At 60.8% G+C, this 24,288-nt stretch carries 23 protein-coding genes; 10 read left to right on the top strand and 13 right to left on the bottom strand.

Annotated features, from left to right (window positions below; translation table 11 throughout):
• The first annotated feature begins 118 nt into the window (after positions 1-118).
• The 4 genes from rpmI to pheT all read left to right on the top strand — a co-directional run bounded on the left by rpmI (position 119) and on the right by pheT (position 4,389).
• Positions 119-322 carry a 50S ribosomal protein L35 gene (gene rpmI, locus Q4481_RS16275; RefSeq protein WP_003570998.1) on the top strand — a complete coding sequence of 68 codons (204 nt, stop codon included), beginning with the start codon at positions 119-121 and terminating at the stop codon, positions 320-322.
• Positions 323-357: 35 nt separating this feature from the next.
• Positions 358-762 carry a 50S ribosomal protein L20 gene (gene rplT, locus Q4481_RS16270; protein ID WP_304377459.1) on the top strand — a complete coding sequence of 135 codons (405 nt, stop codon included), beginning with the start codon at positions 358-360 and terminating at the stop codon, positions 760-762.
• A 104-nt stretch (positions 763-866) separates the two neighbouring features.
• Positions 867-1,952, top strand: a complete 1,086-nt coding sequence (pheS, locus tag Q4481_RS16265; RefSeq protein WP_304377458.1) for a phenylalanine--tRNA ligase subunit alpha — start codon at positions 867-869, stop codon at positions 1,950-1,952.
• A 13-nt stretch (positions 1,953-1,965) separates the two neighbouring features.
• Entirely contained in the window at positions 1,966-4,389 is a 2,424-nt protein-coding gene (gene pheT / locus Q4481_RS16260) for a phenylalanine--tRNA ligase subunit beta (protein ID WP_304377457.1), read from the top strand.
• Positions 4,390-4,483: 94 nt separating this feature from the next.
• Here the strand turns inward: pheT and Q4481_RS16255 are convergent, their stop codons facing one another.
• The gene (locus tag Q4481_RS16255) at positions 4,484-5,434 is read right to left on the bottom strand and encodes an aldo/keto reductase (RefSeq protein ID WP_304377456.1); all 951 of its coding nucleotides are present in this window, start codon (positions 5,432-5,434) and stop codon (positions 4,484-4,486) included.
• Positions 5,435-5,503: 69 nt separating this feature from the next.
• Complete coding sequence (locus Q4481_RS16250) at positions 5,504-6,502, bottom strand: aldo/keto reductase (protein ID WP_304377455.1); 999 nt, start codon at positions 6,500-6,502, stop codon at positions 5,504-5,506.
• Positions 6,503-6,602: 100 nt separating this feature from the next.
• Between Q4481_RS16250 and Q4481_RS16245 the strand changes: the two genes are divergently transcribed.
• Positions 6,603-7,487 (top strand): LysR family transcriptional regulator, encoded by an 885-nt coding sequence (locus tag Q4481_RS16245; RefSeq protein ID WP_304377454.1) that lies wholly within the window; start codon positions 6,603-6,605, stop codon positions 7,485-7,487.
• A gap of 11 nt (positions 7,488-7,498) precedes the next feature.
• Here Q4481_RS16245 and Q4481_RS16240 read toward each other — a convergent pair whose 3' ends face one another.
• Both Q4481_RS16240 and Q4481_RS16235 read right to left on the bottom strand, forming a co-directional pair.
• Positions 7,499-8,110, bottom strand: a complete 612-nt coding sequence (locus Q4481_RS16240; RefSeq protein ID WP_304377453.1) for a 3'-5' exonuclease — start codon at positions 8,108-8,110, stop codon at positions 7,499-7,501.
• Positions 8,110-8,559, bottom strand: coding sequence for a GNAT family N-acetyltransferase (locus tag Q4481_RS16235; RefSeq protein WP_304377452.1), 450 nt, complete (start codon positions 8,557-8,559; stop codon positions 8,110-8,112). The genes Q4481_RS16240 and Q4481_RS16235 overlap by 1 nt, the downstream gene beginning before the upstream one ends.
• Before the next feature lie 155 nt (positions 8,560-8,714).
• Between Q4481_RS16235 and Q4481_RS16230 the strand changes: the two genes are divergently transcribed.
• A complete protein-coding gene (locus Q4481_RS16230; RefSeq protein WP_304377451.1) occupies positions 8,715-9,701 on the top strand; it encodes a Gfo/Idh/MocA family protein in 987 nt (328 codons plus the stop codon).
• A gap of 3 nt (positions 9,702-9,704) precedes the next feature.
• Here the strand turns inward: Q4481_RS16230 and Q4481_RS16225 are convergent, their stop codons facing one another.
• Entirely contained in the window at positions 9,705-10,079 is a 375-nt protein-coding gene (locus Q4481_RS16225; protein WP_304377450.1) for a GtrA family protein, read from the bottom strand.
• Positions 10,076-11,095 (bottom strand): glycosyltransferase, encoded by a 1,020-nt coding sequence (locus tag Q4481_RS16220; RefSeq protein ID WP_304377449.1) that lies wholly within the window; start codon positions 11,093-11,095, stop codon positions 10,076-10,078. The genes Q4481_RS16225 and Q4481_RS16220 overlap by 4 nt, the downstream gene beginning before the upstream one ends.
• A gap of 117 nt (positions 11,096-11,212) precedes the next feature.
• On the opposite strand from Q4481_RS16220, the gene Q4481_RS16215 reads away from it, so the two are divergent.
• Positions 11,213-13,084 (top strand): hypothetical protein, encoded by a 1,872-nt coding sequence (locus tag Q4481_RS16215; RefSeq protein WP_304377448.1) that lies wholly within the window; start codon positions 11,213-11,215, stop codon positions 13,082-13,084.
• A 20-nt stretch (positions 13,085-13,104) separates the two neighbouring features.
• Here Q4481_RS16215 and Q4481_RS16210 read toward each other — a convergent pair whose 3' ends face one another.
• From Q4481_RS16210 to Q4481_RS16195, 4 genes are all read right to left on the bottom strand, one after another.
• Positions 13,105-14,334, bottom strand: coding sequence for a hypothetical protein (locus tag Q4481_RS16210; protein WP_304377447.1), 1,230 nt, complete (start codon positions 14,332-14,334; stop codon positions 13,105-13,107).
• Positions 14,335-14,477: 143 nt separating this feature from the next.
• Positions 14,478-14,741: a spike base protein, RCAP_Rcc01079 family gene (locus Q4481_RS16205; RefSeq protein ID WP_304377446.1), complete on the bottom strand. Its 264-nt coding sequence runs from the start codon at positions 14,739-14,741 to the stop codon at positions 14,478-14,480.
• A gap of 81 nt (positions 14,742-14,822) precedes the next feature.
• Positions 14,823-16,196: a cytochrome P450 gene (locus Q4481_RS16200; protein ID WP_304377445.1), complete on the bottom strand. Its 1,374-nt coding sequence runs from the start codon at positions 16,194-16,196 to the stop codon at positions 14,823-14,825.
• Between the two features lie 4 nt (positions 16,197-16,200).
• On the bottom strand, positions 16,201-17,412 hold the full coding sequence (locus tag Q4481_RS16195) for a lipase family protein (protein WP_304377444.1): 1,212 nt from the start codon (positions 17,410-17,412) through the stop codon (positions 16,201-16,203).
• 253 nt (positions 17,413-17,665) lie between these two features.
• Between Q4481_RS16195 and xseA the strand changes: the two genes are divergently transcribed.
• Together xseA and Q4481_RS16185 are read left to right on the top strand one after the other, a co-directional pair.
• Positions 17,666-19,255, top strand: a complete 1,590-nt coding sequence (gene xseA, locus Q4481_RS16190; RefSeq protein ID WP_304377443.1) for an exodeoxyribonuclease VII large subunit — start codon at positions 17,666-17,668, stop codon at positions 19,253-19,255.
• An 18-nt stretch (positions 19,256-19,273) separates the two neighbouring features.
• Positions 19,274-19,864 (top strand): NAD(P)H-dependent oxidoreductase, encoded by a 591-nt coding sequence (locus Q4481_RS16185; RefSeq protein WP_304377442.1) that lies wholly within the window; start codon positions 19,274-19,276, stop codon positions 19,862-19,864.
• Here the strand turns inward: Q4481_RS16185 and Q4481_RS16180 are convergent.
• The gene (locus Q4481_RS16180; RefSeq protein ID WP_304377441.1) at positions 19,839-20,651 is read right to left on the bottom strand and encodes a pyrroline-5-carboxylate reductase family protein; all 813 of its coding nucleotides are present in this window, start codon (positions 20,649-20,651) and stop codon (positions 19,839-19,841) included. The two genes, Q4481_RS16185 and Q4481_RS16180, sit on opposite strands and share 26 nt — an antisense overlap.
• A complete protein-coding gene (locus Q4481_RS16175) occupies positions 20,648-21,883 on the bottom strand; it encodes an aminopeptidase (protein ID WP_304377440.1) in 1,236 nt (411 codons plus the stop codon). Before Q4481_RS16175 ends, Q4481_RS16180 begins: the two co-directional genes overlap by 4 nt.
• A 167-nt stretch (positions 21,884-22,050) precedes the next feature.
• On the opposite strand from Q4481_RS16175, the gene coaBC reads away from it, so the two are divergent.
• Positions 22,051-23,262 (top strand): bifunctional phosphopantothenoylcysteine decarboxylase/phosphopantothenate--cysteine ligase CoaBC, encoded by a 1,212-nt coding sequence (gene coaBC / locus Q4481_RS16170; RefSeq protein WP_304377439.1) that lies wholly within the window; start codon positions 22,051-22,053, stop codon positions 23,260-23,262.
• Between the two features lie 29 nt (positions 23,263-23,291).
• On the opposite strand, the gene Q4481_RS16165 is transcribed toward coaBC, so the two are convergent.
• Positions 23,292-24,104, bottom strand: coding sequence for a class II glutamine amidotransferase (locus tag Q4481_RS16165; RefSeq protein WP_304377594.1), 813 nt, complete (start codon positions 24,102-24,104; stop codon positions 23,292-23,294).
• Between the last annotated feature and the right edge of the window lie 184 nt (positions 24,105-24,288).

Raw genomic sequence — 24,288 nt, 5'->3', positions numbered from 1 at the left:
CCCTGCGGTTATAAGCGCCCGTCCGAACGGTCCGGCAGGGCATGCCGTGGCCGTTCTTCACGCTCGAAACGGATCTCGTCAATCTGTTTCACACAATTGAGAAAAACGGAGTAGCAAAATGCCCAAGATGAAGACGAAATCGTCTGCCAAGAAGCGGTTCAAGATCACCGCGACCGGCAAGGTGAAGGCCGCCGCCGCTGGCAAGCGCCATGGCATGATCAAGCGTACCAACAAGTTCATTCGCGACGCCCGCGGTACCATGGTTCTTGCTGAACCAGATGGCCGCAAGGTGATCAAGAATTATCTGCCGAACGGTCTCTGAGACTGCGGTTTTTGTTGTTTTAAGGAGATCATGAAATGGCACGTGTAAAGAGAGGCGTCGTCTCCCGCGCCAAGCATAACAAGGTTTTGAAGGCAGCCAAGGGTTTCTACGGCCGCCGCAAGAACACCATCCGCGCTGCGAAGGCTGCCGTCGATCGTTCGATGCAGTATGCAACGCGCGATCGTCGCGTCAAGAAGCGCAATTTCCGCGCTCTGTGGATCCAGCGCATCAATGCTGCCGTCCGCGAGCATGGCCTGACCTACGGCCGCTTCATCGACGGCCTCAACAAGGCTGGCATCGAAGTCGACCGCAAGGTTCTGTCGAACATGGCGATCACCCAGTCGGAAGCTTTCGGCGCGCTCGTCGAAGCCTCCAAGAAGGCTCTGTCCTACCTGAAGGACAAGGGCACGACCAACGAGTTTGAAAGCGCGGTCAAGTAAGCCAGCGCTTCCCAAACGAGCATCTTTATTGGGAAACCCGCGCTGGCAGGGCTGGCGCGGGTTTTTCTTTACCCGCCGCGATCGCAATTCAGTGAGCAGCATCGATGTCTGATCTCGACCAATTGAAGACCTCCCTCCTGGCGGACATTGCCGCCGCCGCAGACGAACCGTCGATCGAAGCCGTTCGCGTCAACGCGCTCGGCAAGAAGGGTTCCATTTCCGAGCTTCTGAAGACGCTGGGCGTCATGAGCCCGGAAGAGCGACAGACCCGCGGTGCCGCGATCAACCTCCTCAAGAACGAGGTGACCGAAGCGATCACCGCCCGCAAGGCGGCGCTCAAGGATCAGGCGATCGCCGAACGGCTCGCCCGCGAAACCGTCGATGTCTCGCTGCCGGTCCGCTCCTCGCCAGCCGAACGCGGCCGCATTCATCCGATCAGCCAGATCGTCGATGAAATCACGGCGATCTTCGCCGACATGGGCTTCTCGATCGCCGAAGGTCCTGATGTCGAGACCGACTATTACAATTTCACGGCATTGAACTTCCCCGAAGGCCATCCGGCCCGCGAGATGCACGACACCTTCTTCCTCCAGCCGGATGAGAAGGGTGAGCGCAAGGTACTGCGCACACACACGTCGCCGGTGCAGGTGCGCACCATGGAAGCACAGAAGCCGCCGATCCGCATCGTCATTCCCGGCAAGACCTACCGGCAGGACAGTGACGCCACCCATTCGCCGATGTTCCATCAGGTCGAAGGCCTCGTCATCGACAAGACCGCCAATGTCGGCCATCTGCGCTGGATTCTCGAGGAATTCTGCAAGGCCTTCTTCGAGGTCGACAATGTCGTGATGCGCTTCCGGCCGTCCTTCTTCCCCTTCACCGAACCGTCGTTCGAGGTTGATATCCAGTGCGATCGCTCGTCCGGTCCGATCGTCAAGTTCGGCGAGGGCAAGGACTGGATGGAAATTCTCGGCTGCGGCATGGTTCACCCGAACGTGTTGCGCGCCGGCGGTCTCGATCCTGATGAATATCAGGGCTTTGCCTGGGGCATGGGGCTCGATCGTATCGCCATGCTGAAATACGGCATGCCGGACCTGAGAGACTTCTTCAATGCCGATGTGCGCTGGATGAGCCATTACGGTTTCCGCCCGCTCGACGTGCCGACGCTGTTCGGCGGCCTGAGCGTGTAAGGAGGATTAAGAGATGAAATTCACACTCTCCTGGCTCAAGGACCATCTGGATACCGATGCCACGCTCAACGAGATCTGCGAGCGCCTGACCGCGATCGGCCTCGAAGTCGAGGATGTCGATGACAAGGCGGCCTACAAGCCCTTCGTCATCGCCAGGATCCTGACGGCGGACAAGCATCCGGAAGCCGACCGGCTCAAGGTTCTGACCGTTGATGCCGGCGACGGCAAGCCGGTACAGATCGTCTGCGGCGCTCCGAATGCGCGCGCCGGCCTCGTTGGTGCACTCGCGCGTCCCGGCACCTATGTTCCGGGCATCGACGTGACGCTCTCGGTCGGCAAGATCCGCGGTGTCGAAAGCCACGGTATGATGTGCTCCGAAAAGGAGCTCAACATTTCCGACGACCATAACGGCATCATCGATCTGCCCGAGGATGCGCCGGTCGGTACGTCCTTCGCATCTTACGCGGGCCTTGACGATCCGGTCATCGAGATCAACCTGACGCCGAACCGTCCGGATTGCACGTCCGTCTATGGCATTGCCCGTGATCTGGCAGCCTCCGGTCTCGGCACGCTGAAAGCGCCGAAGGCGCCGGCTTTCAAGGTCGAAGGCGAAACCCCGCATGAGGTCAAGCTCGAACTCGAGGAGCATCTCTGCCCCGGTTTCGCCTATCGCCTCGTGCGCGGCGTCAAGAACGGCCCGAGCCCGAAATGGATGCAGCAGCGGCTGCTGGCCATCGGCCTGCGCCCGATCTCCGCCCTCGTCGACGTCACCAACTACATGACCTTTGACCAGGGCCGACCGATGCATGTTTTCGACGCTGACAAGGTCAAGGGCGCGCTCGTTGTGCGTCGGGCAAAGGAAGGCGAGGAGATCCTCGCGCTCGACACCCGAACCTACAAGCTCAACCCGAACAATGTCGTCATCGCCGATGACAATGGTGTCGAATCCATCGGCGGCATCATGGGGGGCGAACATTCCGGCTGCGATGAGAACACGGTCAATGTGCTGATCGAGTCCGCTCTCTGGGATCCGATCAACATTGCCAAGACCGGTCGCGGCCACGGCATCATCACCGATGCCCGCTACCGTTTCGAGCGTGGGGTCGATCCGGAGTATATGGTCCCGGGCCTCGAGCGTACCACCGAGCTGGTGCTCGAAATGTGCGGCGGCGTCGCCGCTGAAAAGAAGGTCACAGGCTACAAGGGTCATCAGAAGAAGATCGTCGATTTCCCCTATTCGGAAGTGAAGCGTCTGACGGGCCTCACCGTCTCCAATGATGAGTCGCGCCAGATCCTTTCGGCGCTCGGTTTCGAGATCCTTTCGGGCGATGACAAGGCAGCCAAGGTTTCCGTGCCGTCCTGGCGCCCGGATGTCGATGGCAAGGCGGATCTCGTCGAGGAAGTCATGCGCATGCATGGCGTCGACAAGATCAAGCCAGAACCGCTGCCGCCGACCCGCTCGGTCAATGGTCGCATCCTCACCACGCTGCAGATCCGCACCCGCTCGGCCCGACGTGCGCTTGCTTCGCGCGGCATGCTGGAAGCGGTCACCTGGTCCTTCATCTCCGAAGAACAGGCAAAGCTCTTTGGTGGCGGCAGCGCGGCCCTCAAGCTCGCCAACCCCATCGCCGCCGATATGTCCGACATGCGTCCGTCGCTTTTGCCGGGCCTTCTGTCTGCTGCCCAGCGCAATGCGGATCGCGGTTTCGGCGATGTGGCAATTTTCGAAGTGTCCGGTACCTATGAGAACGACCGGCCGGAAGGCCAGCGTCGCGTCGCGGGCGGCATCCGCCGCGGCACCGCTTCGCTCGCGGGCGCAGGCCGCATGTGGGCAAATGCCACCAAGGGTGGCGGCAAGCCGGTCGATGTCTTCGATGCCAAGGCCGATGCGCTTGCGGTTCTGGAAGCCTGCGGCATTCCGATGAGCAATGTCCAGATCGAACAGGGCGGGCCGGAATGGTACCATCCCGGTCGTTCCGGAACCATCAAGGCGGGCCCCAAGGTCATTCTCGGCACCTTCGGTGAATTCCATCCGAAAACGCTGGAAGCGCTGGATGTCTCGGGCACGCTCTGCGGCTTCGAGATCTATGTCGATGCCCTGCCGGAACCGAAGAAGAAGGCCACCCGCACCAAGCCGGCGCTGGATCTCTCGCCCTTCCAGATGGTCAAGCGCGACTTCGCCTTCGTTGTCGAGAAATCGGTCGAGGCCGGTGCCATCATCAAGGCGGCAACGAGCGCCGATCGCAAGCTGATCACCGGCGTCACCGTCTTCGATGTTTTCGAAGGCGCATCAGTCGGGGAAGGCCGTAAGTCGGTCGCCATCGAGGTCTCCATCCAGCCGGCAGACCGGACGCTGACGGATGAGGATTTCGAGGCCTTGACGGCCCGCATCGTTGCCAATGTCGAGAAATCGACCGGTGGCAGCCTGCGCGCCTGATTTCGATCGATGCAAAGTTAAAGCCGCCGGATGAAACCCGGCGGCTTTTGCATGTCATGAAGTATAAGTGGGTAGCCGGAGCGGCCCTATCTGGTCAGGCGCTCGCTTCGTTCAGCTGCTGCATCTGCTCGGCTGAAAGCTCAAGGGTCCCCGCTGCGATCAGGCTCTTGATCTGGTTGAGCGAGGTCGCGGACGCGATGGGCGCTGTGATGCCCGGCCGAGCGGCGGCCCAGGCGATGGCAACGGTGGCCGGACTGGTTTGCGTCTCGGCAGCAACCGCATCGAGTGCGGCCAGGATTGCCATGCCGCGCGGTGTAAAATAATCACCGAGATCTTCGCCGCGCGCGCTGCCTTGCAGGTCTTCCGGCTTGCGGTATTTGCCGGTCAGAAAGCCGGAGGCGAGTGCGAAATAGCTGATGACGCCGATCTCTTCCCGGATGCAGAGATCGGACAGCGCACCATCGAAACGGTCGCGGGCATAGAGATTGTATTCCGGCTGCAGCACATCGTAACGCGGCAACCCGGCGCTTTGGGCGGCCTCAAATGAGGCGGCCAGCTGCTCCGCATCGAGATTGGAACAACCGAATGAGCGGATCTTGCCCTCTTCCTTCAGGCGCGCGAAAGCCGAAAGCGTTTCCTCATAGGGCGTCTCGGCATCCGGCGTATGGGCGAGATAGAGATCGACATAATCAGTTCCGAGGCGCTTCAAGGATTCGTCGATTGCCTGCCGGACCCGGGCTGCAGAAAGCCCGGTCTTGCCTTCTCCCATGTCGAAGCCGACCTTGGTGACGATCGTGACTTTGTCGCGGGCGACAGATCCTCGTTTCAGCCAGTTGCCGATGATCGTTTCGGACTCGCCGCCAACGTTGCCCGGCACCCAGGACGAATAGACATCGGCCGTATCGATGGTGTTGAAACCGGCTTCGAAAAAGGCGTCGAGCAGATCGAATGACGTCGTTTCATCCGCCGTCCAGCCAAAGACATTACCGCCAAAGACAACCGGCGCGATCGAGAGACCGGTGCGGCCAAGCATGCGTTTCTGCATTCCATACTCCCCTGTTTGGCCGCGAACCTAGCAGGCCGTCGTCAGGCCCGCTACGTGCTTTTGGAGTATTCAGCGATTGGACATTTTCGCTATGGCCTCGCTGTAGCGTGCACCTGCCACTTTTTCCGGCGAGACGATCGATCCCAGATGGGCTACGTCTGCTTCTGTCAGGATGATCGAGGCACCTGCCGCATTACTCTCCAGATTGGCGATCTTGGTCGTGCCGGGAATGGGCACGATAAAATCGCCCTGCGCGAGCACCCAGGCAAGTGCTAGCTGTCCGGCAGTCACGCCCTTGTCTTTCGCCATCGTTTCCAGCGCCGCGACGAGCGCGAGATTGGCATCGAAATTCTCTTGGTCGAAGCGTGGCAGGCCGCGACGGAAATCGTTGGCGCCGAGTGCCGAAAGATCCTTGAGCGCACCCGTCAGCATGCCGCGGCCAAGCGGCGAGAAGGGCACGAAGCCGATGCCGAGTTCGCGGCAGGTCGCGAGCACGCCATTGGTTTCCGGATCCCGTGTCCAGAGAGAATATTCGCTCTGGATGGCGGCGATCGGGTGGACCGCGTGTGCCCGGCGGAGCGTGGCGGCGCTCGCTTCGGACAGGCCGAGCGCCTTCACCTTGCCTTCGCGCACCAGCTCCGCCATGGCGCCAACGGTTTCCTCGATCGGAACGTCGGGATCGACGCGGTGCTGATAGAAGAGGTCGATGACCTCGACGCCGAGCCGCTTAAGCGAGGCTTCTGCCACCGCGCGTAGATGTTCCGGCCGGCTGTCAAGCCCGGATGGCCGCGCCGCTCTGGCCTCGTCTCCAATGGTGAAGCCGAACTTGGTCGCGATCTGCACCCGATCGCGATGCTTCCGCAGCCCCTGTCCGACCAGGACCTCGTTGGTGAAAGGCCCATAGACTTCGGCCGTATCGAAAAAGGTGATGCCGAGTTCGACTGCGCGATCGAACAGTCGCTGAGCCGCCTTTTCATCAATGTTCGTGCCATAGGCATGACTCATGCCCATGCAGCCGAGACCGATGGATGACACGATGAGCTCTTTGCCGAGGTTGCGTCTTTGCATGTCCGTCTCCTGTAATTCGGATGATGGCGCCAGGATAGAGCGTCTCTTCTTCAGCGATAAGTCGTGCAATTCAGTGCAAACTGTACTATCTGTTAGAACAATGGATCGTGTGCAATTGTCTCAACTGGCTGTTTTTCTCGCGGTGGTCGATCATGGCGGGTTTCGCCGCGCAGCCGAGGTTCTAGGCATCGCTCCATCAGCCGTCAGCCATGCGGTGGCATCCCTTGAAGAGGGCCTTGGAATACGTCTCCTGGCGCGGACGACGCGCGCCGTGACCGCAACCGAAGAGGGGCGTCGGCTTCTCGAAACGCTGAAGCCGGCGCTTGGGGACATTTCGGCCGCGGTGGAAACGCTTGCCGATAGCCGCCTAGCACCGGCAGGGCCGTTGCGCATCACCTTGCCGCGGCTGGCGGCAGATCACGTCATCGTCCCGCGCGTTGCCGAATTTCTCGCGCTCTATCCCGAAATCGAGCTGGAACTGGCGATCAACGATCGTTTCGAGGATATTGTCGAAAAGGGTTTCGATGCGGGCCTGCGGCTGGGCGAGCATCTGGAAGACGATATGATCGCCGTTCGTGCCTGCCCGCCGATCCGGGGAGCGGTGGTGGCGACGCCAGCCTTCTTCGAGCGCTATGAGCGGCCAGCCCATCCCGAGGACCTCTTGCGTTTTCCCTGTATCCGCCGGCGCTTTTCCAGTGGACGGATCTACCGCTGGGAGTTCGAGAAGGATGGCAAGGAACTGGTGGTCGATATCAAGGGGCCGCTCATTCTCGGCGACGACAGGCTGGTCCTTTCGGCCTGCCTCGGCGGCACTGGCATCGCCTATCTCTTCGAACAGAGGATCGAGGACTATCTCGAAGACGGGCGTCTGGTCCGCGTTCTCGAAGATTGGTGCCAGCCGTTTGACGGGTTCTACATCTACTACCAGACACGGCGACAGATGCGGCCGGCGCTGCGGGCCTTTGTCGATTTCTACCGGATCTGATCGCGCAAGCGTCAGACAGAACCGAGGATCTTGCGCATGCCGCGGATCGGCTTCATCTCTGGCTCGATCCAGTTTTCTGGCTGCCGGTTGAGGTCGTTGGGCATGGCGGGAAGCGGCAGGTCATTGAGCCAGAGCCACACCCGCATGCAGAACCATGCATCCTCAAGCGCGCCGTGCTGCTTGCCGCGTGTCGGTAAGCCCATATGGTCGAGAACCTTGTCGAGGCCGCCCGGCAGATTGTGCTTTCGCTTGTAGGCCTTGAGCGTGCAATCGAAGCGCCGGTCCGCGAGGGTGAGGCCGGCGATGGCAAATTCCGTTTTCAGGAACCGTTCGTCGAAGGCCGCATTGTGGGCAAAGATCCGGCCTGCGCGATCGAAGGGCTCGACGAGGCTTTCGGCATGATCGGCAAAAAGCGGTTGATGCTTCAAAGTCCAGTCGTCATAGCCATGCACGGCTGCGGCGAACGGGTTTGAGGGTCGGCCTGGATTGAAGATCAAGTGGCGACAGGAGGTCGCTCCGGTTTCAAGATCGAGCTCGACCATGCCGAGGCTGATCACCCGGTCTTCGCGGGTCAGGCCCGTCGTTTCGGTATCGACGAACAGAAGGATGTTGTCGCGATCCATCAGGATGAAATCCGCATCCGGTAGCGAACATGCCCGTCGGTCTTCACATAGGTGTCGTAGAGCTTCCGAGCGGTCGTGTTGCCTTCGTCCGTATGCCAGTAGAGGCGTGCCCAGCCATTCTTGCGGCAAAGCTCGATCAGGTCGTCGATCAGGGCACGGCCGATGCCATGGCCGCGGAAGCGCTCGACGAGAAAGAGATCTTCGAGATAGCAATCCTCATTCTTCACCCAGGTCGAGGGATGCGAAAGATGGATCGCAAATCCGGCCATCTCCCCGTCCTTGATCGCCAGCCGCACCGACATCGGTGAGGCCGGGTTCATCAGCCGGGCCCAGGTCGCCGCCGTCACATCGTCGGCGAGATCAACCTTGTAGAAGGCGAGATATTGGGACCAGAGATCGCGCCAGCCGGCTTCGTCTTCTTGTGTCGCATCGCGGATGGTCAGGCTCATGGTGGCTCCAATCGAAATTTGCAGCATGAATAGGCAGCGACCGGCATTCGGGCAAGCAGGAATTCACCTGTCGTCCTGAGGTACGTCCGTCAGCGGTGGCGTTGCAATGAGACCGTTCGATGCTATGGTCGGCAAAACAGACAAGGGAGAGAAACATGCTGCGCTTTGGAATTCTGTCGACGGCCCGGATCGGGCGCGAGCTTGTGGTGCCGGCAATCCAGGATGCGGAAAACTGCGTGGTTACGGCGATCGCATCGCGCAATATCGACAATGCACGCGCGATGGCGGACCGTTTTTCGGTACCGCATGCGTTCGGGTCCTATGACGAGATGCTGCAGTCGGATCTGATCGACGCGGTCTATATTCCGCTGCCGACGTCGCAGCATATCGAATGGAGCCTCAAGGCGGCGGAAGCCGGCAAGCATGTGCTGTGCGAGAAGCCGATTGCGCTCAAGGCCGACGAGATCGATCAACTGATTGCCGTCAGGGATCGTAAGGCGGTGGTGATATCGGAAGCCTATATGGTCACCTATGCCCCGGTCTGGCGGAAGGTGCGCTCGCTGCTCGCCGAAGGTGCGATCGGCCGGTTGCGCCATGTGCAGGGCGCCTTCACCTATTTCAATCGCGATCCCGGCAACATGCGCAACATCCCGGCGCTCGGCGGCGGCGGCCTGCCCGATATCGGCGTCTATCCCACCATGACGACCCGGTTCGCCACCGGTCAGGAACCGCTCAGGGTCCAGGCGGTCACCGAGCGCGATCCGGAATTCGGCACCGATATCTATTCCTCGGTCAAGGCAGATTTCGGTACCTTCGAACTCACCTTCTATATCTCGACCCAGATGGCGGCGCGTCAGGTCATGGTCTTCCATGGCGATCAGGGCTTCATCGAGGTGCGCTCACCCTTCAATGCCGACCGTTATGGCGCCGAGGAAATCGAACTCACCAACCAGCGGCACAATGAATCGCAGATCTTCCGGTTCCAGGACAGCCGCCAGTATAAATGCGAGGCCGAGGCCTTCGCACGGGCAGCACTGGGTCAGAAGGAAGAAATCGTCACGCTGGAAAATTCCCGCGCCAACCAGCGCTTCATCGATGCGATTTACCGCGCATCCGACAAGGATGGCTGGGAGACGATCTGACGATTACTTCTGGAAGACGAAGCGCGAATAGCCGGTCCAGGAAAAAGCCATTGCCAGAAGCGAGGCGATGGCGATAGCCACCAACGGTGAAAGCGCTGGTACCAGCAGCAGGATGCCGGCATAGATGCCATAGTTCAGCACGGCAGAAGCGATGCCGACCGAGGAATAGCGCGCGCCTTCCACCACCAGCGGAAAACGGCTGCGCCCGAAGGTGATTGCCCGGTTGATGGACCAGGTGACAAAGAGCGCGAAGGCAATGGCCAGAATGCGGGCACCGAACGGGCCGAGTGGCGTCACGTAAAGAAGAAGCGCCAGCATTCCGGCATCGGCGGCAAATCCGCTGGCACCCGCAACGAGGAACCAGAAAAAGCGCTTCACGCCGCGCTCGCCTGGCGGGCCGCTTCGGCGCTCACCTCACCATCGGCAAAAAGCTGGATGGCGCCCCGTGTCGTGCGCGTGGCCGAGAGCGCTGGCAGGTCCATATAGTGGATGCGCAGGAGTTCGGCGCGCGAGCGGGCGAGACTGTCGAGAATGATGCCAGCGGTGAAGATCATCACCGACATGGTCAAAAGCACCATCGAAAGAACCCAGGTCGGCAATTTCGGCACGAGCCCGGTCTGGAAATATTCGATCAGCACCGGCGTCATGAACAGGAAGGACGCTCCGGCAAGCGCGCTTGCGATCAGAAGATAGAAGGCGAAAGGCCGCGTCTCCTTCATCAGCATGGCGAACATGAAGAGGATCTTGCCGCCGTCCTTGAAGGTCGAGAGTTTCGAAGTCGAGCCTTCCGGCCGGCGCCCATAGTCGAGTTCGATTTCGCAGACCGGCAGTTTCAGCCGCGAGGCATGGACTGACATTTCGGTTTCGATTTCAAAGCCGTTCGAGACGGCCGGAAAACTCTTCACGAACCGGCGCGAAAAGGCGCGATAGCCGGAGAAGATGTCGGTAAAATCCTTGCCGAAGATCGAACGATAGAGCCGGTTGAACATCATGTTGCCGAAAGCGTGGCCCTGGCGGCCGGCATCGCGCGTCACGTCGCGGCGAGTGCCAACCACCATGTCGGCCCGTTCGGTCAGAAGCGTGTTGATCAGGGTTTCGCCATCTTCCGGCGCATAGGTGCCGTCGCCATCGGCCATCAGATAGATGTCGGCCTCGATATCGGCAAACATCCGGCGAACGACATTGCCCTTGCCCTGACGGCGTTCGCGAAACACGGTCGCGCCAGCAAGGGCGGCCCGCATGGCCGTATCGTCGCTCGAATTGTTGTCATAGACATAGATCCGCGCGGTCGGCAGTGCCGTCCGGAAGCCGCGCACGACGTCGCCGATCGTCAGCGATTCGTTGTAGCAGGGGATGAGCACGGCGATATCGTAGCTGGCGTTCATGTCTTTCATCCGGATCCGGCCGATTATTCGGCTCGCGTCGAGCTGGCCCGAACGGGCTTTACTCTTTCTTGAGAGGGTTACGACTAGCTTTTCTCGGCGATAGTTTTAGCGCGGAAGAGTTTCCCGATGATGAAAATCGAAGCGGAATCGGGCGAAAGCGCCGGTGGATTGATTTCGTGGTTGCCAAAGACGGATGGGACGGCTGGTCTGACCGCAAGACTGTTCTGGCGCTATGTGCTTTTGTTTTCGCTTGCGGCAGCGCTCTGGCAGGTCGTCGCCCATTTTGTATCCTTCAAGGATTATCTCGGTCCGGATCCGGACGATTCCATGCGGCTGGTGGAGATCCGCGATTTCCTCAACGGGCAGGGCTGGTTCGACCTCATGCAATACAGGCTCGGCCCGGAGGGCGGGACCCTCATGCATTGGTCGCGCTTCATCGATCTGCCGATAGCCGCCCTGATCCTGTTCTTTCAGCTCTTCACCTCCGACGCCCTGCTGGCCGAAAAACTGGCGGTCGGCGTCTGGCCGGTGCTTCTCATCCTGCCGCTGATGGCGGCGATGGGGCTTGCCTGCTTCAGGCTTGGCGGCAGACATGGCCTTCTCATCGGTCTTGCGCTTCTGCTGATGATGCTGGCCGCGATTGTCCGGTTCCGTCCCGGCGCCATCGATCATCATAATGTACAGCTCATCCTCGTCGTCGCGATTGCTGCGTTTCTTATTGATCCGCTGGCGCGCTTCAGCAATTTTTTCGCTGCCGGGGTCGCATCTGCCCTGGCGATGGCAATCGGTGCGGAGACGACGCCCTTTGTGGCGGTCGCGGCCCTGTCGGTTGCCCTGCTCTGGGGCATCCAAGGCGAACGTTATCGCAATGCCGCGATCGGCTTCGGTCTGGCCTTTTACGTTTCGGCGTTGCTCGCATTTGTCGGAATCGTGCCGGCAACTCTTTATTCGCAAGTCACCTGCGACACGCTGTCGATCGGCTATCTGAGTCTCGTTGTTGCCGGTGGTTTCCTGCTCGCAATTGCCTCAATGTACGTGTCGCGGGCTTCGCTTGTCGTTCGCTTCGCCTCTCTGGCGGTTATCGGCGTTCTGGTCGCAGTAATTGCTGTGAAGCTCGCGCCGGAATGCCTGCGCAGCCCGCTGGACAGCCTCGATCCTCTCCTTGTGGCCTTCTGGCTGGACGGGATTACCGAAGCGCAATCGATCGTCAGGGAGGCGATCAACAAGCCGGCAACGCTCGGCGGCTTCTATGCCGTCGGTCTCTTGGCCATGGTCACCTGCCTCTACCGCATCCTGAAAGCAGAGAACCGGCTTGCCTATAGCGTGCTGTTTGCCTTGATTGGCGTCTCCTGGCTGGTCGCGGCGGTCCAGATCCGCGGCAGCCTGTTCTCCAATGTTCTCGCCTTCCTTCCGCTCTCGGCGCTGATCGCCGGTCTGCGCGCGCGTTACATTGCCGATCGCGCCAACAGCCGCGCGGCACTCGCTTTCGTGTTTGCCGTGCTGGCGAGCCTTCCCTCGGTATGGACATTTTCAGGCGCGCTTGCCAGCAAGGCATTCGGCAGCGCAAGCGAAGAAGCCGCCGCTGACAATGCATCGGAAACCGATCGACAGACCTGTCCTTCGAAATCGGCACTGCAGGCCATGGCGACCCTGCCGCCGGGCCGCATCCTTTCGAGCTCCAATCCGGGTTCGCTGATCCTGCGCTATACGCCCCATTCAGCCCTGACCGGCAACTATCACCGCAATCAGTCGGGCATGGTGGCGGCCTTGAAAATGGAAATGGCCGCTCCGGATGAGGCGCTTACCATGATCCGCAAGTTTAAGATCGATTATGTCCTGCTCTGCGACGGCGACGGGCAGGTCAAGGCGCTGCGCGAGCATTTCCCGGGCGGTCTGGTCGGACGCATTTTTGCCGGAGAGGTCCCGGTATGGCTCGAGGCGATCGATCTTGGCAACGACCCGAAAATCAAATCGTTCCGAGTCACCCTGCCGCAATAGCTTTTTTGCAGCACATCGGGTCATGGCAACGGCACGGCCCTTGCGGCAAGGCTGACTGCGGAGGGTCTGAAGCCGTAGAGTGCAAGCTCGTCATACCAGCCCTGGGCAAAATAGTTGCCGGCCCCATCGCGTCCGAGATAGGCACTCGCAATGTTGATGGCGAGCGGCGATGTGTCGGAAACCGCCGCACCGCCATTATAGGCCCCCGCTTTTCCAGCGGCGTTGCAGCCGACCGCCATACCGAAAGCCGGCAAGGGCACACTTATCGCCGCCACCTGAAGGTAGCCGGATGACACGCCAAGGCCAATGGAGGTCTGCGATGAGTTGATCCCGACCAGCCGGTCATTGGTGCCCAATCCACCGATCAAACGGCCTTGACTGCCCCAGATTCCCTGCCCGCGAATGATGGCCCCATACTGGCTACGCCCCAGCAAGGCTGTCGATCGCGGACCGAACTGGCAAAGATCGGCCGCCCTTGTGCTTGCCATGCCGCTCGACAGGATCGGTGAACTCGCACGCTCTCCAGTCGTCAGATTCGGCATGGCCAGACGCAGGGTGAAATCGACCGGGGTACCGATCGTTGGTGCAAAGTAGAGGATGTGGCTTGCCCGTGCAGCGTTGGATGGCGATGTTACGGCAAAACTCTGCCGCGACAACGTGTTGCCGACCAGATTGCCGATCGCCGAGACGGATTGCGAAAGATAGGCTGAACCCGCATCGAACCAGCCGGCGCCAATCTGGAGTGCCGAAGCGCTTAGCGACCCGGCCAGAAGCGACAGGAAAGCTGAGGCGACATATTGTGTGCTTGCCGAACAGGCCAAACCGCCTGCTGCGCAGGGGCGCAGGCGAAAGGCTGCTGTGGGCGTGCCGGTCATCCTGAGATCGAGGTAGGACAGGACGCCGCTCGTGCCGCGCCCAATGACTTCGATGGTGATACCGGCCGTATCGGCCGTGTGGCTCCATCCGGTGGGCAGCATGCCTCCGGAACCGATGATGCCGGCCACGGCAGTTGTCAGATCCGTCTGGCATCCGAGTTCGGTCGCCGGTCCCTCGAGCAGCAATTGCGGTTTGCCGTTCGTATGGTCGAAGCGGGGATTGTCCGCCGAAGCGGATCTCAGGATGCCGCCGGCATCCCAATAGGTCGCGGTGCCCGCCCGGCTAAAGGTGAAAACATCTGAGAACCGACATTCCTGCATGTTGCAGAGTTCGCCCGGACTGGCAGAGGCGATACCGGCGGCGGGAGGTTGCAACAGCGCGTATCGTCCTTGGCGAAAATTCGCTATCGCCGATGGTGGCAGGCTTTGTCCGCTGTCTATTCCCTCGGCACTGTAGCCAGGCGCCCGCCACCAGGGCGCTCGGACGGGCGACGTCGGCGATAATCGCAGCCCCAGCATCAGACGAGCCCCACAATATCGGTTGCGGTGGTCCCGGTTGCGAGAATCTTGGTGACCCTTATCGGCAGCAGCGTACCCGAGGCGATGGCCGTAAATGTGGTATTGCCACCGGAAGCCATGGTCACGGACAGGTTCCCACCGACCCCGATATAGAGCGCGCGCGTGGTCTCGCTCACCGGGGTTGTATCATTCGGAGAAATGGCGAAGGCATGCGTCGCCGGTCCGGAAAGGGAAGGTGATGTGGTCTGGAAACGGTCTGCCATGCTTATCTCCTGAAAACTGACAACGCCCGATCATCCCCTGATCCTGAATGGCGGGGATGTACGTTGCCGTTTTGAGGAGGATCAGCGTTTGGTCAGTCGCAGGCGAATTCCGTTTTCCGAGCGCAGCGTGAGCCGTGCAACGGGCCGTGGAATATGGCCCTCAACCGGCGCAACCCGGTAGTTATGAGCAATCACCGACAGGATGATGGCCGCTTCCTGCAGCGCAAAGGACGCACCAAGGCAGACGCGCGGTCCTTGGCTGAACGGCATATAGGCGCTGCGAATGGCGTCCTTTTCATCCTCGCGGGTGAAGCGATCCGGATCGAACATGTCCGGGTTTTTCCAAATCTCGCGATGGCGTTGCATCAGCCAGAGCGAGATGAATATCGCGGATCCCTTCTTGAGATGCTTGTCGCGCATGATCTCGGGAACCGTGACGTCGCGCGGCACGAAGGAGACGGGCGGATAAAGGCGCAACGTCTCCCGGAACACATCGCGCGTCAGCCGCAGATGCTTGAACTGCGCCGGGCGGAAGTTGCCATCGGAGAGGAAGGCGACTTCGGTTTCGGCATGCATGCGCTCCTGGATCTCCTGATCCTGCGAAATCAGATAGAGCGCCCAGGAAAGCGCGCTTGCCGATGTTTCATGGCCGGCGAGGAACATCACCGCGATCTGGTCGATCAGTTCCTTTTCGGTGAAGCGAGAGCCATCGCCGTCGCGCGCATCGATCAGCGATTGCAAAATGTCCTGCGGCTTGATGGCCGGGCTGGCTTCGAGCTGTTCGAAACGCTTGCGGACCATGCGGGCCAGCGGGCCGCGAATGTTGCGTGCATGGCGGATGGCGCGCAGGCGGGGGATGGAGAGAGCCTGCGGCAGCCCGGCCATGTTCCAGACGCCGTGGATATAGGCCAGTTCCTGATAGTGGTTGAAGGCATCGAAGATCGATTCTGCATCTTCCGGCGGGATCGGCTCGGAGAAGATGGTGCGGAAGATGATGTCGGCGGTGACATGGGTCATCTCGAAATCGATGGCGACCTCACGACCGTCCGCCACCTTGTCGAGCCGCTCTTTCATCGCTTCGGCCGCCTGCATCATCAGCGGGAACACTTCCGAAATGCGGGCAAATTCGAAGGCCGGGTTCATCATCCGGCGCTGGCGTTTCCATACTTCGCCGTTGGAGACGAAGACGCCGTTGCCGAGAATCTGGTGCAGGATCGTCCCCATCAGATCGCTCTTGGGGTAGCGGTCGACATCCTCGTTGAGGATCCGGTCGACAATGTCTGGCTGCGTCAGGAAGTAGAAGCGGCGACGGGCGCCGGCAAATTCCCCCATCTTCATCGAGTAGCTGCGTTCGAACAGGACGTCGAGCGACGAATGCCGTCCCTTGATCACGCGGGTAAGCGGGGAGGGACGTGTCTTGCGGATAAGCGGCATGGGTCCGGTGATACGGGCCATGATGTCAGTCCTTCTTGAAGAAAGGTTTGCTGCTGGGTCGGGCATCATAACGATCCCGTGCCTTCTGGGTGCCGGCAATCAACAGCACGAAATCATAGAGATCGGTGTCGAGCTGCGGATAGTCGGGGGCCTGGAGATAGTAGAAATGCATGAGCATGCGATAGAAACGTGCGGCATTCATATGCTCTTCGGAGAAGATGCGATGAAACTGTGCGTTCAACTGCTTGGGCATGCCCTCCGGTCGGTCGGGCAGGAAGTCGAGCACATTGACCATCGCAAAGCAGGCGCCATCCGGCGGCGAGGAGAAGTCGAGCCAGCAGAAATCCGGAAAGCGGACATAGCGCGCAAGCTCGTCGTGATACCAGGTGCGTTTGCTTCGGTAGCCGATCATCGACTGGGTCTGGCCGAGCGTGATGAGGGCAAGGGGGGAATCCTTGCCGCCCCATTCGGGGCGCCGTTCGAGGACGCGCGATGCGACGATGGTGGCAAGCGTCGTACCGAAGCTGTGGCCGATGATCAGGGCTTCGTCCGGCTTCCCACTGTCGACCGTTTCGATGATATGGTCGACCATCTGGTTGAGCCGTTCATCCAGTCCCGAAACATGATCGCGTGACCGGATCATTTTCTCTGAGAAGAGGCCGATCCGGCCATTCCAGTCCGGCTTGTAGCGGTCCATGTTCCTGCGGATCCAGTAGAGCCCGTAGGCGCCAAGACCGATGAGCGCGAGGGCGATCACCTTACCGATCGGCCCGGGAAAGAAATAGAGGCCCAGCAGTCCGATCAGCGGCAAGAGCACGCCCAGCCCATGCAGGAGCGCGGTAACCGCAGGCGCAGTCATCACAACGGCGATCGGCCAGCTTTCGCGAATGGTCCGGAAATAGACGCCGGCAAACATAAGGCGAAACAGGCCGAAGAACGATTGCAGATAGATCATCCAGTCGCGCTTGTCCCAGTTCTGCCGGATGATGTCGTCCCACTGCAGAAAGTCGAACTCGGTTTCCGTGGGGCCGGCGGGAAGTTCGCCCGACACCGTCCAGCGGCGAACGAGTTTGCCATGGTTCTTGCGCGCGCCCGTCTTGACCGAATGACCGGATATGGCGCTCCATTTGTCGGTCTCGGTCTGAATGTTCTTGTGCAGGAACAGCACGCCCCGCGGATCGAAACCGCTGATGAAGAAAACCTGCCGGCGAAACGGCTTGGTGTTGTTGTCCTGCATGTCTTTTCCAATCGAGGCGGCGGAAAAGGCGAAGGGCCGCCAGGTTGACGTAAGGCAAGGCGCGGGCGCGCTGTGCTGCGAGCGATTGCCTCCCTTAGCGGAAAAGACCACTTCCGTCCATGACAAGGGTCAGGCAACATCAACAGTTGCGGGTGAGCCGGAGCGGTGTTTTGACGCGGCTTTACACAAGTGTTGTTGAAGGGGCCGCCTGGTAATTCTGTTCAACGGCCGGGGAAATTGCCAAAGTTACCGCATGAGCAACTTCTTTGAATCTGATTCGCCTTCCAACGTCGCCGAATACACGGTTTCGGAACTGTCCGGTTCGATCAAGCGGACCATGGAAACCACCTTCGAACATGTGCGCGTTCGCGGCGAGATCTCGGGCTATCGTGGACCGCATTCGTCGGGCCATGCCTATTTTGCGCTCAAGGATGATCGGGCCCGGCTCGAGGCCGTGGTCTGGAAGGGAACCTTCCAGCGCCTGAAAACCCGTCCCGAGGAGGGAATGGAGGTGATTGCCACCGGCAAGATCACCACCTTCCCCGGATCGTCGAAATATCAGATCGTCATCGAAAGCATGGAGCCGGCCGGTGTCGGCGCGCTGATGGCGATGCTTGAGGAACGAAAGCGCAAGCTCTCCGCCGAAGGTCTGTTCGATGCGGCGCGCAAACAGGTTTTGCCCTTCATGCCGAGGGTTATCGGCGTCGTCACCTCGCCGACCGGGGCGGTCATTCGCGATATTCTGCATCGGCTTTCAGATCGCTTTCCCCTGCATGTGCTGGTCTGGCCGGTCAAGGTACAGGGCGAAGGATCGGGCGAGGAGGTCGCCAATGCCATTCGCGGCTTCAATGCGCTCGAACCCGGCGGCGCGATCCCGCGTCCGGATCTGCTCATCGTTGCGCGCGGTGGCGGTAGCCTCGAAGATCTCTGGAGTTTCAACGATGAAATCGTCGTTCGGGCGGCGGCTCAATCCGATATTCCGCTGATCTCCGCCGTCGGCCATGAGACCGACTGGACGCTGATTGATTACGCGGCCGATGTTCGGGCGCCGACGCCGACGGGGGCCGCCGAAATGGCGGTACCGGTCAAGGCAGAGCTTGAAGCGCGGCTGGCCGATCTCTCCGCGCGCCTGTCGGGCTGCATCAATCGCCGGATGGATCGCGACCGTCAGAACCTGCGTGCGCTGGCGCGCGCGCTGCCATCGATCGACCAGCTCCTCGCATTGCCCCGGCGCCGTTTCGATGAGGCCGCAAGCCGGCTCGAGCGTGGACTGGAACTGACAGTGCTCAACAAGAGGCGCGTTCTTGATCGGGCGACCGCCGATCTGCGCCCGGATGTTCTGGCAAGCCGGATCACAGACCGGCGCCAGCGTCTCCGGGATCTCTCTGTCAGGGCCGAACGCGTTGTCGAGCGCAGGCTCGACCAGTTGAAGGCGCGCGTTGCCCGTTTCGATACGGCGCTTGCGGCGCTACCGGTGCGACTGGCAGGGGAGGCGGCCCGCAATCGCGACAGGCTTCAGGGGCTGGCACGGCGCGGTGATCTCGCCGCCGGCATGATCCTCAACGGTCACCGGCAGGCTCTGGCGTCGCATGATCGCATCCTCCAGTCACTTTCCTACAAGAATGTGCTCAAGCGCGGCTATGCAGTGGTCCGCGGCGAGGATGATCGCATCCTGACCTCGGCCGAGGCAGCGGCGACGGAAGCCCTGCTCTCGATCGAGTTTTCCGATGGGCGCCTCTCCGCCTCGCCCGGCACGACACCATCCGAACCACAGCCGAAGGCGAAAAAGACAACTGCGCGTCCGTCGCGACCGGAAAGTGGTGGCCAGGGTTCGTTGTTCTGATCATTGGGATATATCACAATGCGCATACTCGTAGTGCTGGCTCACCCGCTTGCCGACAGTTTCGCAGCCTCCGTGGCAAGGGAAACCGTTGAAGGTCACCGGGCCAAGGGCCACGATGTCGATCTGCTCGATCTCTATGCCGAGGGTTTCGATCCGGTTCTTTCGGTGGCAGAACGCGGCAGCTACTTTTCCGAACCCTTTGACGATTCAGCCGTCCGCCCTCTTATCGAGCGGATAAAATCAGCCGATGGCCTGGTGCTGGTCTTTCCGCAATGGTGGTTCAACATGCCTGCCATCATGAAAGGCTTCATCGATCGGGTCTTCGCCCCCGGCTCGGCCTTTGCCATGGATCCTGCCACCCAGAAACTGATTCCGGGTCTCGGCAATCTGCGCTTCTTCCATGTGCTCACCACCACGGGCTCGAAATGGTGGGTGGTGAAATTCTATATGGGCGATCCGGTGCGGCGTATCCTCAAGCGCGGGGTCGTTGCCTTTTGCTGCCCGCAGACCCGCTTTCGCATGATCAGTCTACATGACATGGACCATCCTTCGGAGGCGAAGTTCAAGGCCCATCTCGACCGGGTCAGGCGTCTGGCGCACTCTGTCTGATGGCATAAGCCCGGGCGCGATCGGTCGCCGCCTTCAGTCCGTCGACAACGGCCTGTGGCAACCCGCCATCCATCATCGCTTTCAGCCCTGCGGCGGTGGTGCCGCCATAATCGTAGAATTCGCGCACGATCGCGCCGGGTTTCGCCGCGCCAAGGGCAATCGTCGTGCCGGCGCCGAGCATAAGCTGGCGCACTGCCATTTCGGCAATTTCCGGAGCGATGCCGCGAGCGATTGCATCGCCGATCATCGCATCGGCCATCAATGCCGGCATGGACGCGCCGGAGCCGGTGAGTGCGGTGAAATAATCAAGATCCTCCTCGCGCGGGATCTCGATCGTCTTGCCCGATGCCGCGAAGAAGCGGGTGGCGATATCGCGATCGCTCCCGGTCACCGCTTCGGTGGCAAACCAGGGCGTAAAGCCCTGTTGCCATTCCGCACAGGCATTCGGCATCGAACGGATAACGCGATCGCTGCTGTAACGAGTGGCGAGATCGGCCGCCGGAATGCCGGCCATGACCGAGATGATGAGCTTGCCTCTGAGATCGAGTGTCAATTGATCGAGATCGCCCGGCCGCACCGACAGGATGACGACATCGCTCCCGTCAGCCAGGGTCTGATTGTCGCTCGTAACCGCAATCGCCGGCCAGGCCTCAAAACCCGATACGGCTCCCTTGCGTGACGACAGGATCAGCGCCGCCGGATCGATGATGCCCTTGGCCAGCGCCGGCCGCAGAAGCGCCCCCGCCAACCAGCCGCCGCCACCGATGACGCCAATCCGCAAGCTCATGCCCATTCGCCCTTGCGCATCACGGCAACACGGCGCCCATCCTGATGGATACCGTCGATATCCACTTCGCCCGATCCGATCATCCAGTCGATATGGATGAGGCTGGAATTGCCACCCTGCGCCGCAATCTGTTCGGGCGAAAGCGACGCGCCATCGACGAAACATTTCGAATAGCACTGGCCCAGCGCGATGTGGCAGGCGGCATTTTCATCGAACAGCGTATTGTAGAACAGAAGGCCCGAAGCCGAGATCGGCGAGGAATGCGGCACCAGCGCCACTTCGCCGAGACGGCTCGCGCCCTCATCGGTTTCCAGCACCTTCTTCAGTACCGCCTCGCCCTTCGAGGCCTTGGCTTCGACGATACGGCCAGCTTCGAAGCGCACCTGGATATTGTCGATCAGCGTGCCCTGATGCGAGAGCGGCTTGGTCGAGCTGACAACGCCTTCGACCCGGTGCGCATGCGGCGTGGTGAACACTTCCTCGGTCGGAATGTTGGGATTGCAGGTGACGCCATTCTTGGCCACCGAGGCACCGCCATGCCATTCATGCCCATCGGCCAGGCCAACAGTGAGGTCCGTGCCGGGACCGCTGAAATGCAGTGCGGCAAAATTCATCTCGTTGAGCCAGCTCGAACGGCGATGCAGCGCTGCATTATGCTCCTTCCAGGCGGCCACCGGATCGGCCACATCGACGCGGCTTGCGGCAAAGATCGCGTCAGCGAGCTTGCGAACCGCCACCTCTTCGCTGTCATCGGGGAACATCTGCTTTGCCCAGGATGGATTGGGGTAGGAGACGATGTTCCAGTTGATGTCGAAATTCGAAATCTTCTCGAGAGCGGGCTTGTAGGCCGTCGACATGGCCCTGTTGGCGCGCGCCACCTTGGCGGGATCCTGCGCGGCCAGCAGCATCGGGTTGTCGCCCGAGATGGCCAGTCTGGCTGCACCGGATGCATAGGCCTTCGCCATGCCCTCATAGAGCCAGGATGCCGCGCGATCGAACGTATCGTCCGCCGCATTCTCGTAACGCGCCAAGGTCGCGACCTCGTCGTTATAGAAGGCCGTGACCAGCCCGCCGCCGGCGCGATAGGCATGTTTGGTGATCAGGCGAACCAGCGGCACGGCCGCCAGCGGTGCAGTGATGACGAGATCCTGCCCCTTCTGCAGGTCGAGTCCGACCTTGACCGCGACTTCAGCCAGCTTTTCCAGTTTGCCCTGATCGATAATGTCCGACATGCCATACCTCATTTGTCCTGATGGCGGAGTCTTGGCCGATTTGCCGGCCTTTGTGAAGGCCGATCGCCGGTTAACCCCGCTTGGCCTTTCCTGCCGGTAAAGATTGCGGTTTTGATGGCACTCGACTAACGTCGCGCCGCAATCACACCAGACGGCAGGAAAGCGTCATGGCTCTCGTCGACAAGAAGATTCTGCTCATCATTTCCGGTGGGATCGCCGCCTACAAAAGCCTCGATCTGATCCGTCGGCTGCGCGAACGCGGCGCGCGGGTCGTCCCGGTCATGACGAAGGCGGCGGAAGAATTCGTCACACCGCTCGCCGTCGGTGCTCTGGCTGCCGAACGCGTCCATACCGAACTGTTCGCCCGCGATGACGAGGTCGATGTCGGCCATATCAGGCTCGCCCGCGAATGCGATCTCGTGCTCGTCGCGCCTGCAACCGCCGATCTGATGGGCAAGATGGCCAATGGCCTCGCCAATGATCTCGCTTCGACCATTCTCCTGGCCACCGAACGACCGGTCCTGATGGCGCCGGCCATGAACCCGAAAATGTGGTCGAACCCGGCCGTCAGTCGCAATGCGTCGCAGCTACTGATCGACGGCGTTCATTTCATCGGGCCGATGCGCGGCGAAATGGCCGAAAGCGGCGAGGCAGGCACCGGGCGCATGGCCGAACCGCTCGACATCGTCGCCGAAGTCGAGACTTTGCTCGACAATCGTCCGAAGCCTCTGGCGGGCCGCAAGGCCATTGTTACGTCTGGCCCCACCCATGAGCCGATCGATCCGGTGCGTTACATCGCCAATCGCTCCTCTGGGCAGCAGGGGCATGCCATCGCCGCAGCACTCGCGAGCGCCGGTGCCGAAGTGACGCTGGTCTCCGGGCCGGTGACAATCCCCGACCCGAAGGGCGTGCGTACGATCCACATCGAGCGGGCCGAGGAAATGCGCGATGCTGTGCTGGCCGCCCTGCCGGCCGATATTGCGGTGATGGTCGCAGCGGTGGCGGATTGGCGGGTCGCGGCTCAGGCTGGCGAAAAGATCAAGAAAGATCCCGATGGTGCGCCGCCTGCGCTCGCGCTGACGGAGAATCCCGATATTCTCAAGACGGTCGGCCATCATGCGGATCGACCGAAGCTGGTGGTAGGCTTTGCTGCCGAAACCCAGAATGTTCATGAGAATGCGGTCGCGAAGTTGAACCGCAAGGGCGCCGATTTCATCGTTGCCAATGACGTCTCGCCCGAAACCGGCATCATGGGCGGCAGCCGCAATCAGGTGAATATCGTCGGCCGCGACGGCATCGAAGCCTGGCCGGATATGGACAAATACGCTGTGGCCGAAAGGCTGGTCGCTTTGATTGCCGAAAAACTCGCCGCGATGTGACCGATCTCTGCGACGGCTTGGCGTAATCGCTATTTGGCCGCCCTTTGTATGCCGTCATTCGCCTCCGTCTCCGGGCCGAAGACGTGAACATCAAGGCCCTCCGGCCCGATCACCACCGCACTTCCGTCGGGAATCCCCACCCAGTTGGCACGGTCGTCATCCAAGGGCTCGGAAACGAGACAATAACCGCCCGCAGCCCCCATCGGTGCGGCATAGAGCGTTGGCGCATGATTTGTGGTCGCATAGCGCACGGCAAACAGCCTCTGGCCATCCGACACCGCCGAGGTGAAACGGACATCGGGCACGAGCCCGTAATGCTCCGCCAACCGTTCGATGAAGGAAATCGCCTCGCGCAAGGCCACGAGCGGTTCGCTTTCGAGGCCAAAATGCAGCGCCAGCAGGAAGATCAGCTCAGAATCCGTCGTACCCTTGCGGGCGGCATAGAGATGATCCGGCAGAAGATTTTCGATCGGCCGGCGCAACTTCTCGAAATTGTCGACCTGGCCATTATGCATGAAGGACCAGCGGCCATGCACGAACGGATGGCAATTGTCGCGGCGGGTGGAGCCGGAGGTCGCGGCACGAACATGGGCGAGGAACAGCGGCGAGCGGATCTGTCGCGCCAGGCTTCTGAGGTTGCAGTCCGACCAGGCCGGCAGAACATCGCGGTAGAGACCCGGCGTTTCGCGTTCGCCATACCAGGCAATGCCGAACCCGTCGCCATTGGTGGCGGTCTTGGCTTCGGTGGCGGAATGCGATTGGGTGATCAGCGAGTGGGCGGGCGAGGAGACGATATCCTCGAGATAGAGCGGTTCTCCGCGATAGGCTGCCCAGCGACACATGGCGTCGTACCAATCTTCAAACACAACAGATGCTGCGAGCTTCGATCATCCCGAAGCATGGTTAATAATGGGTAAATTCATCAAACTGTCACGTAATTTTTTGCGTCGCAGCAGAAAATTCTGTCGCCGTACGTCTCGTGGCTGGCAACATCCGGTGAACGATCTGTTCTGATTGTCCGATGCT

Source organism: Fluviirhizobium alvei, from assembly GCF_030551875.1.
GTDB classification, from domain to species: Bacteria; Pseudomonadota; Alphaproteobacteria; order Rhizobiales; family Rhizobiaceae; genus Rhizobium_E; species Rhizobium_E alvei.
Note: the sequence above shows the minus strand (reverse complement) of the source record. Positions and strands in the feature narration are given on the sequence as shown.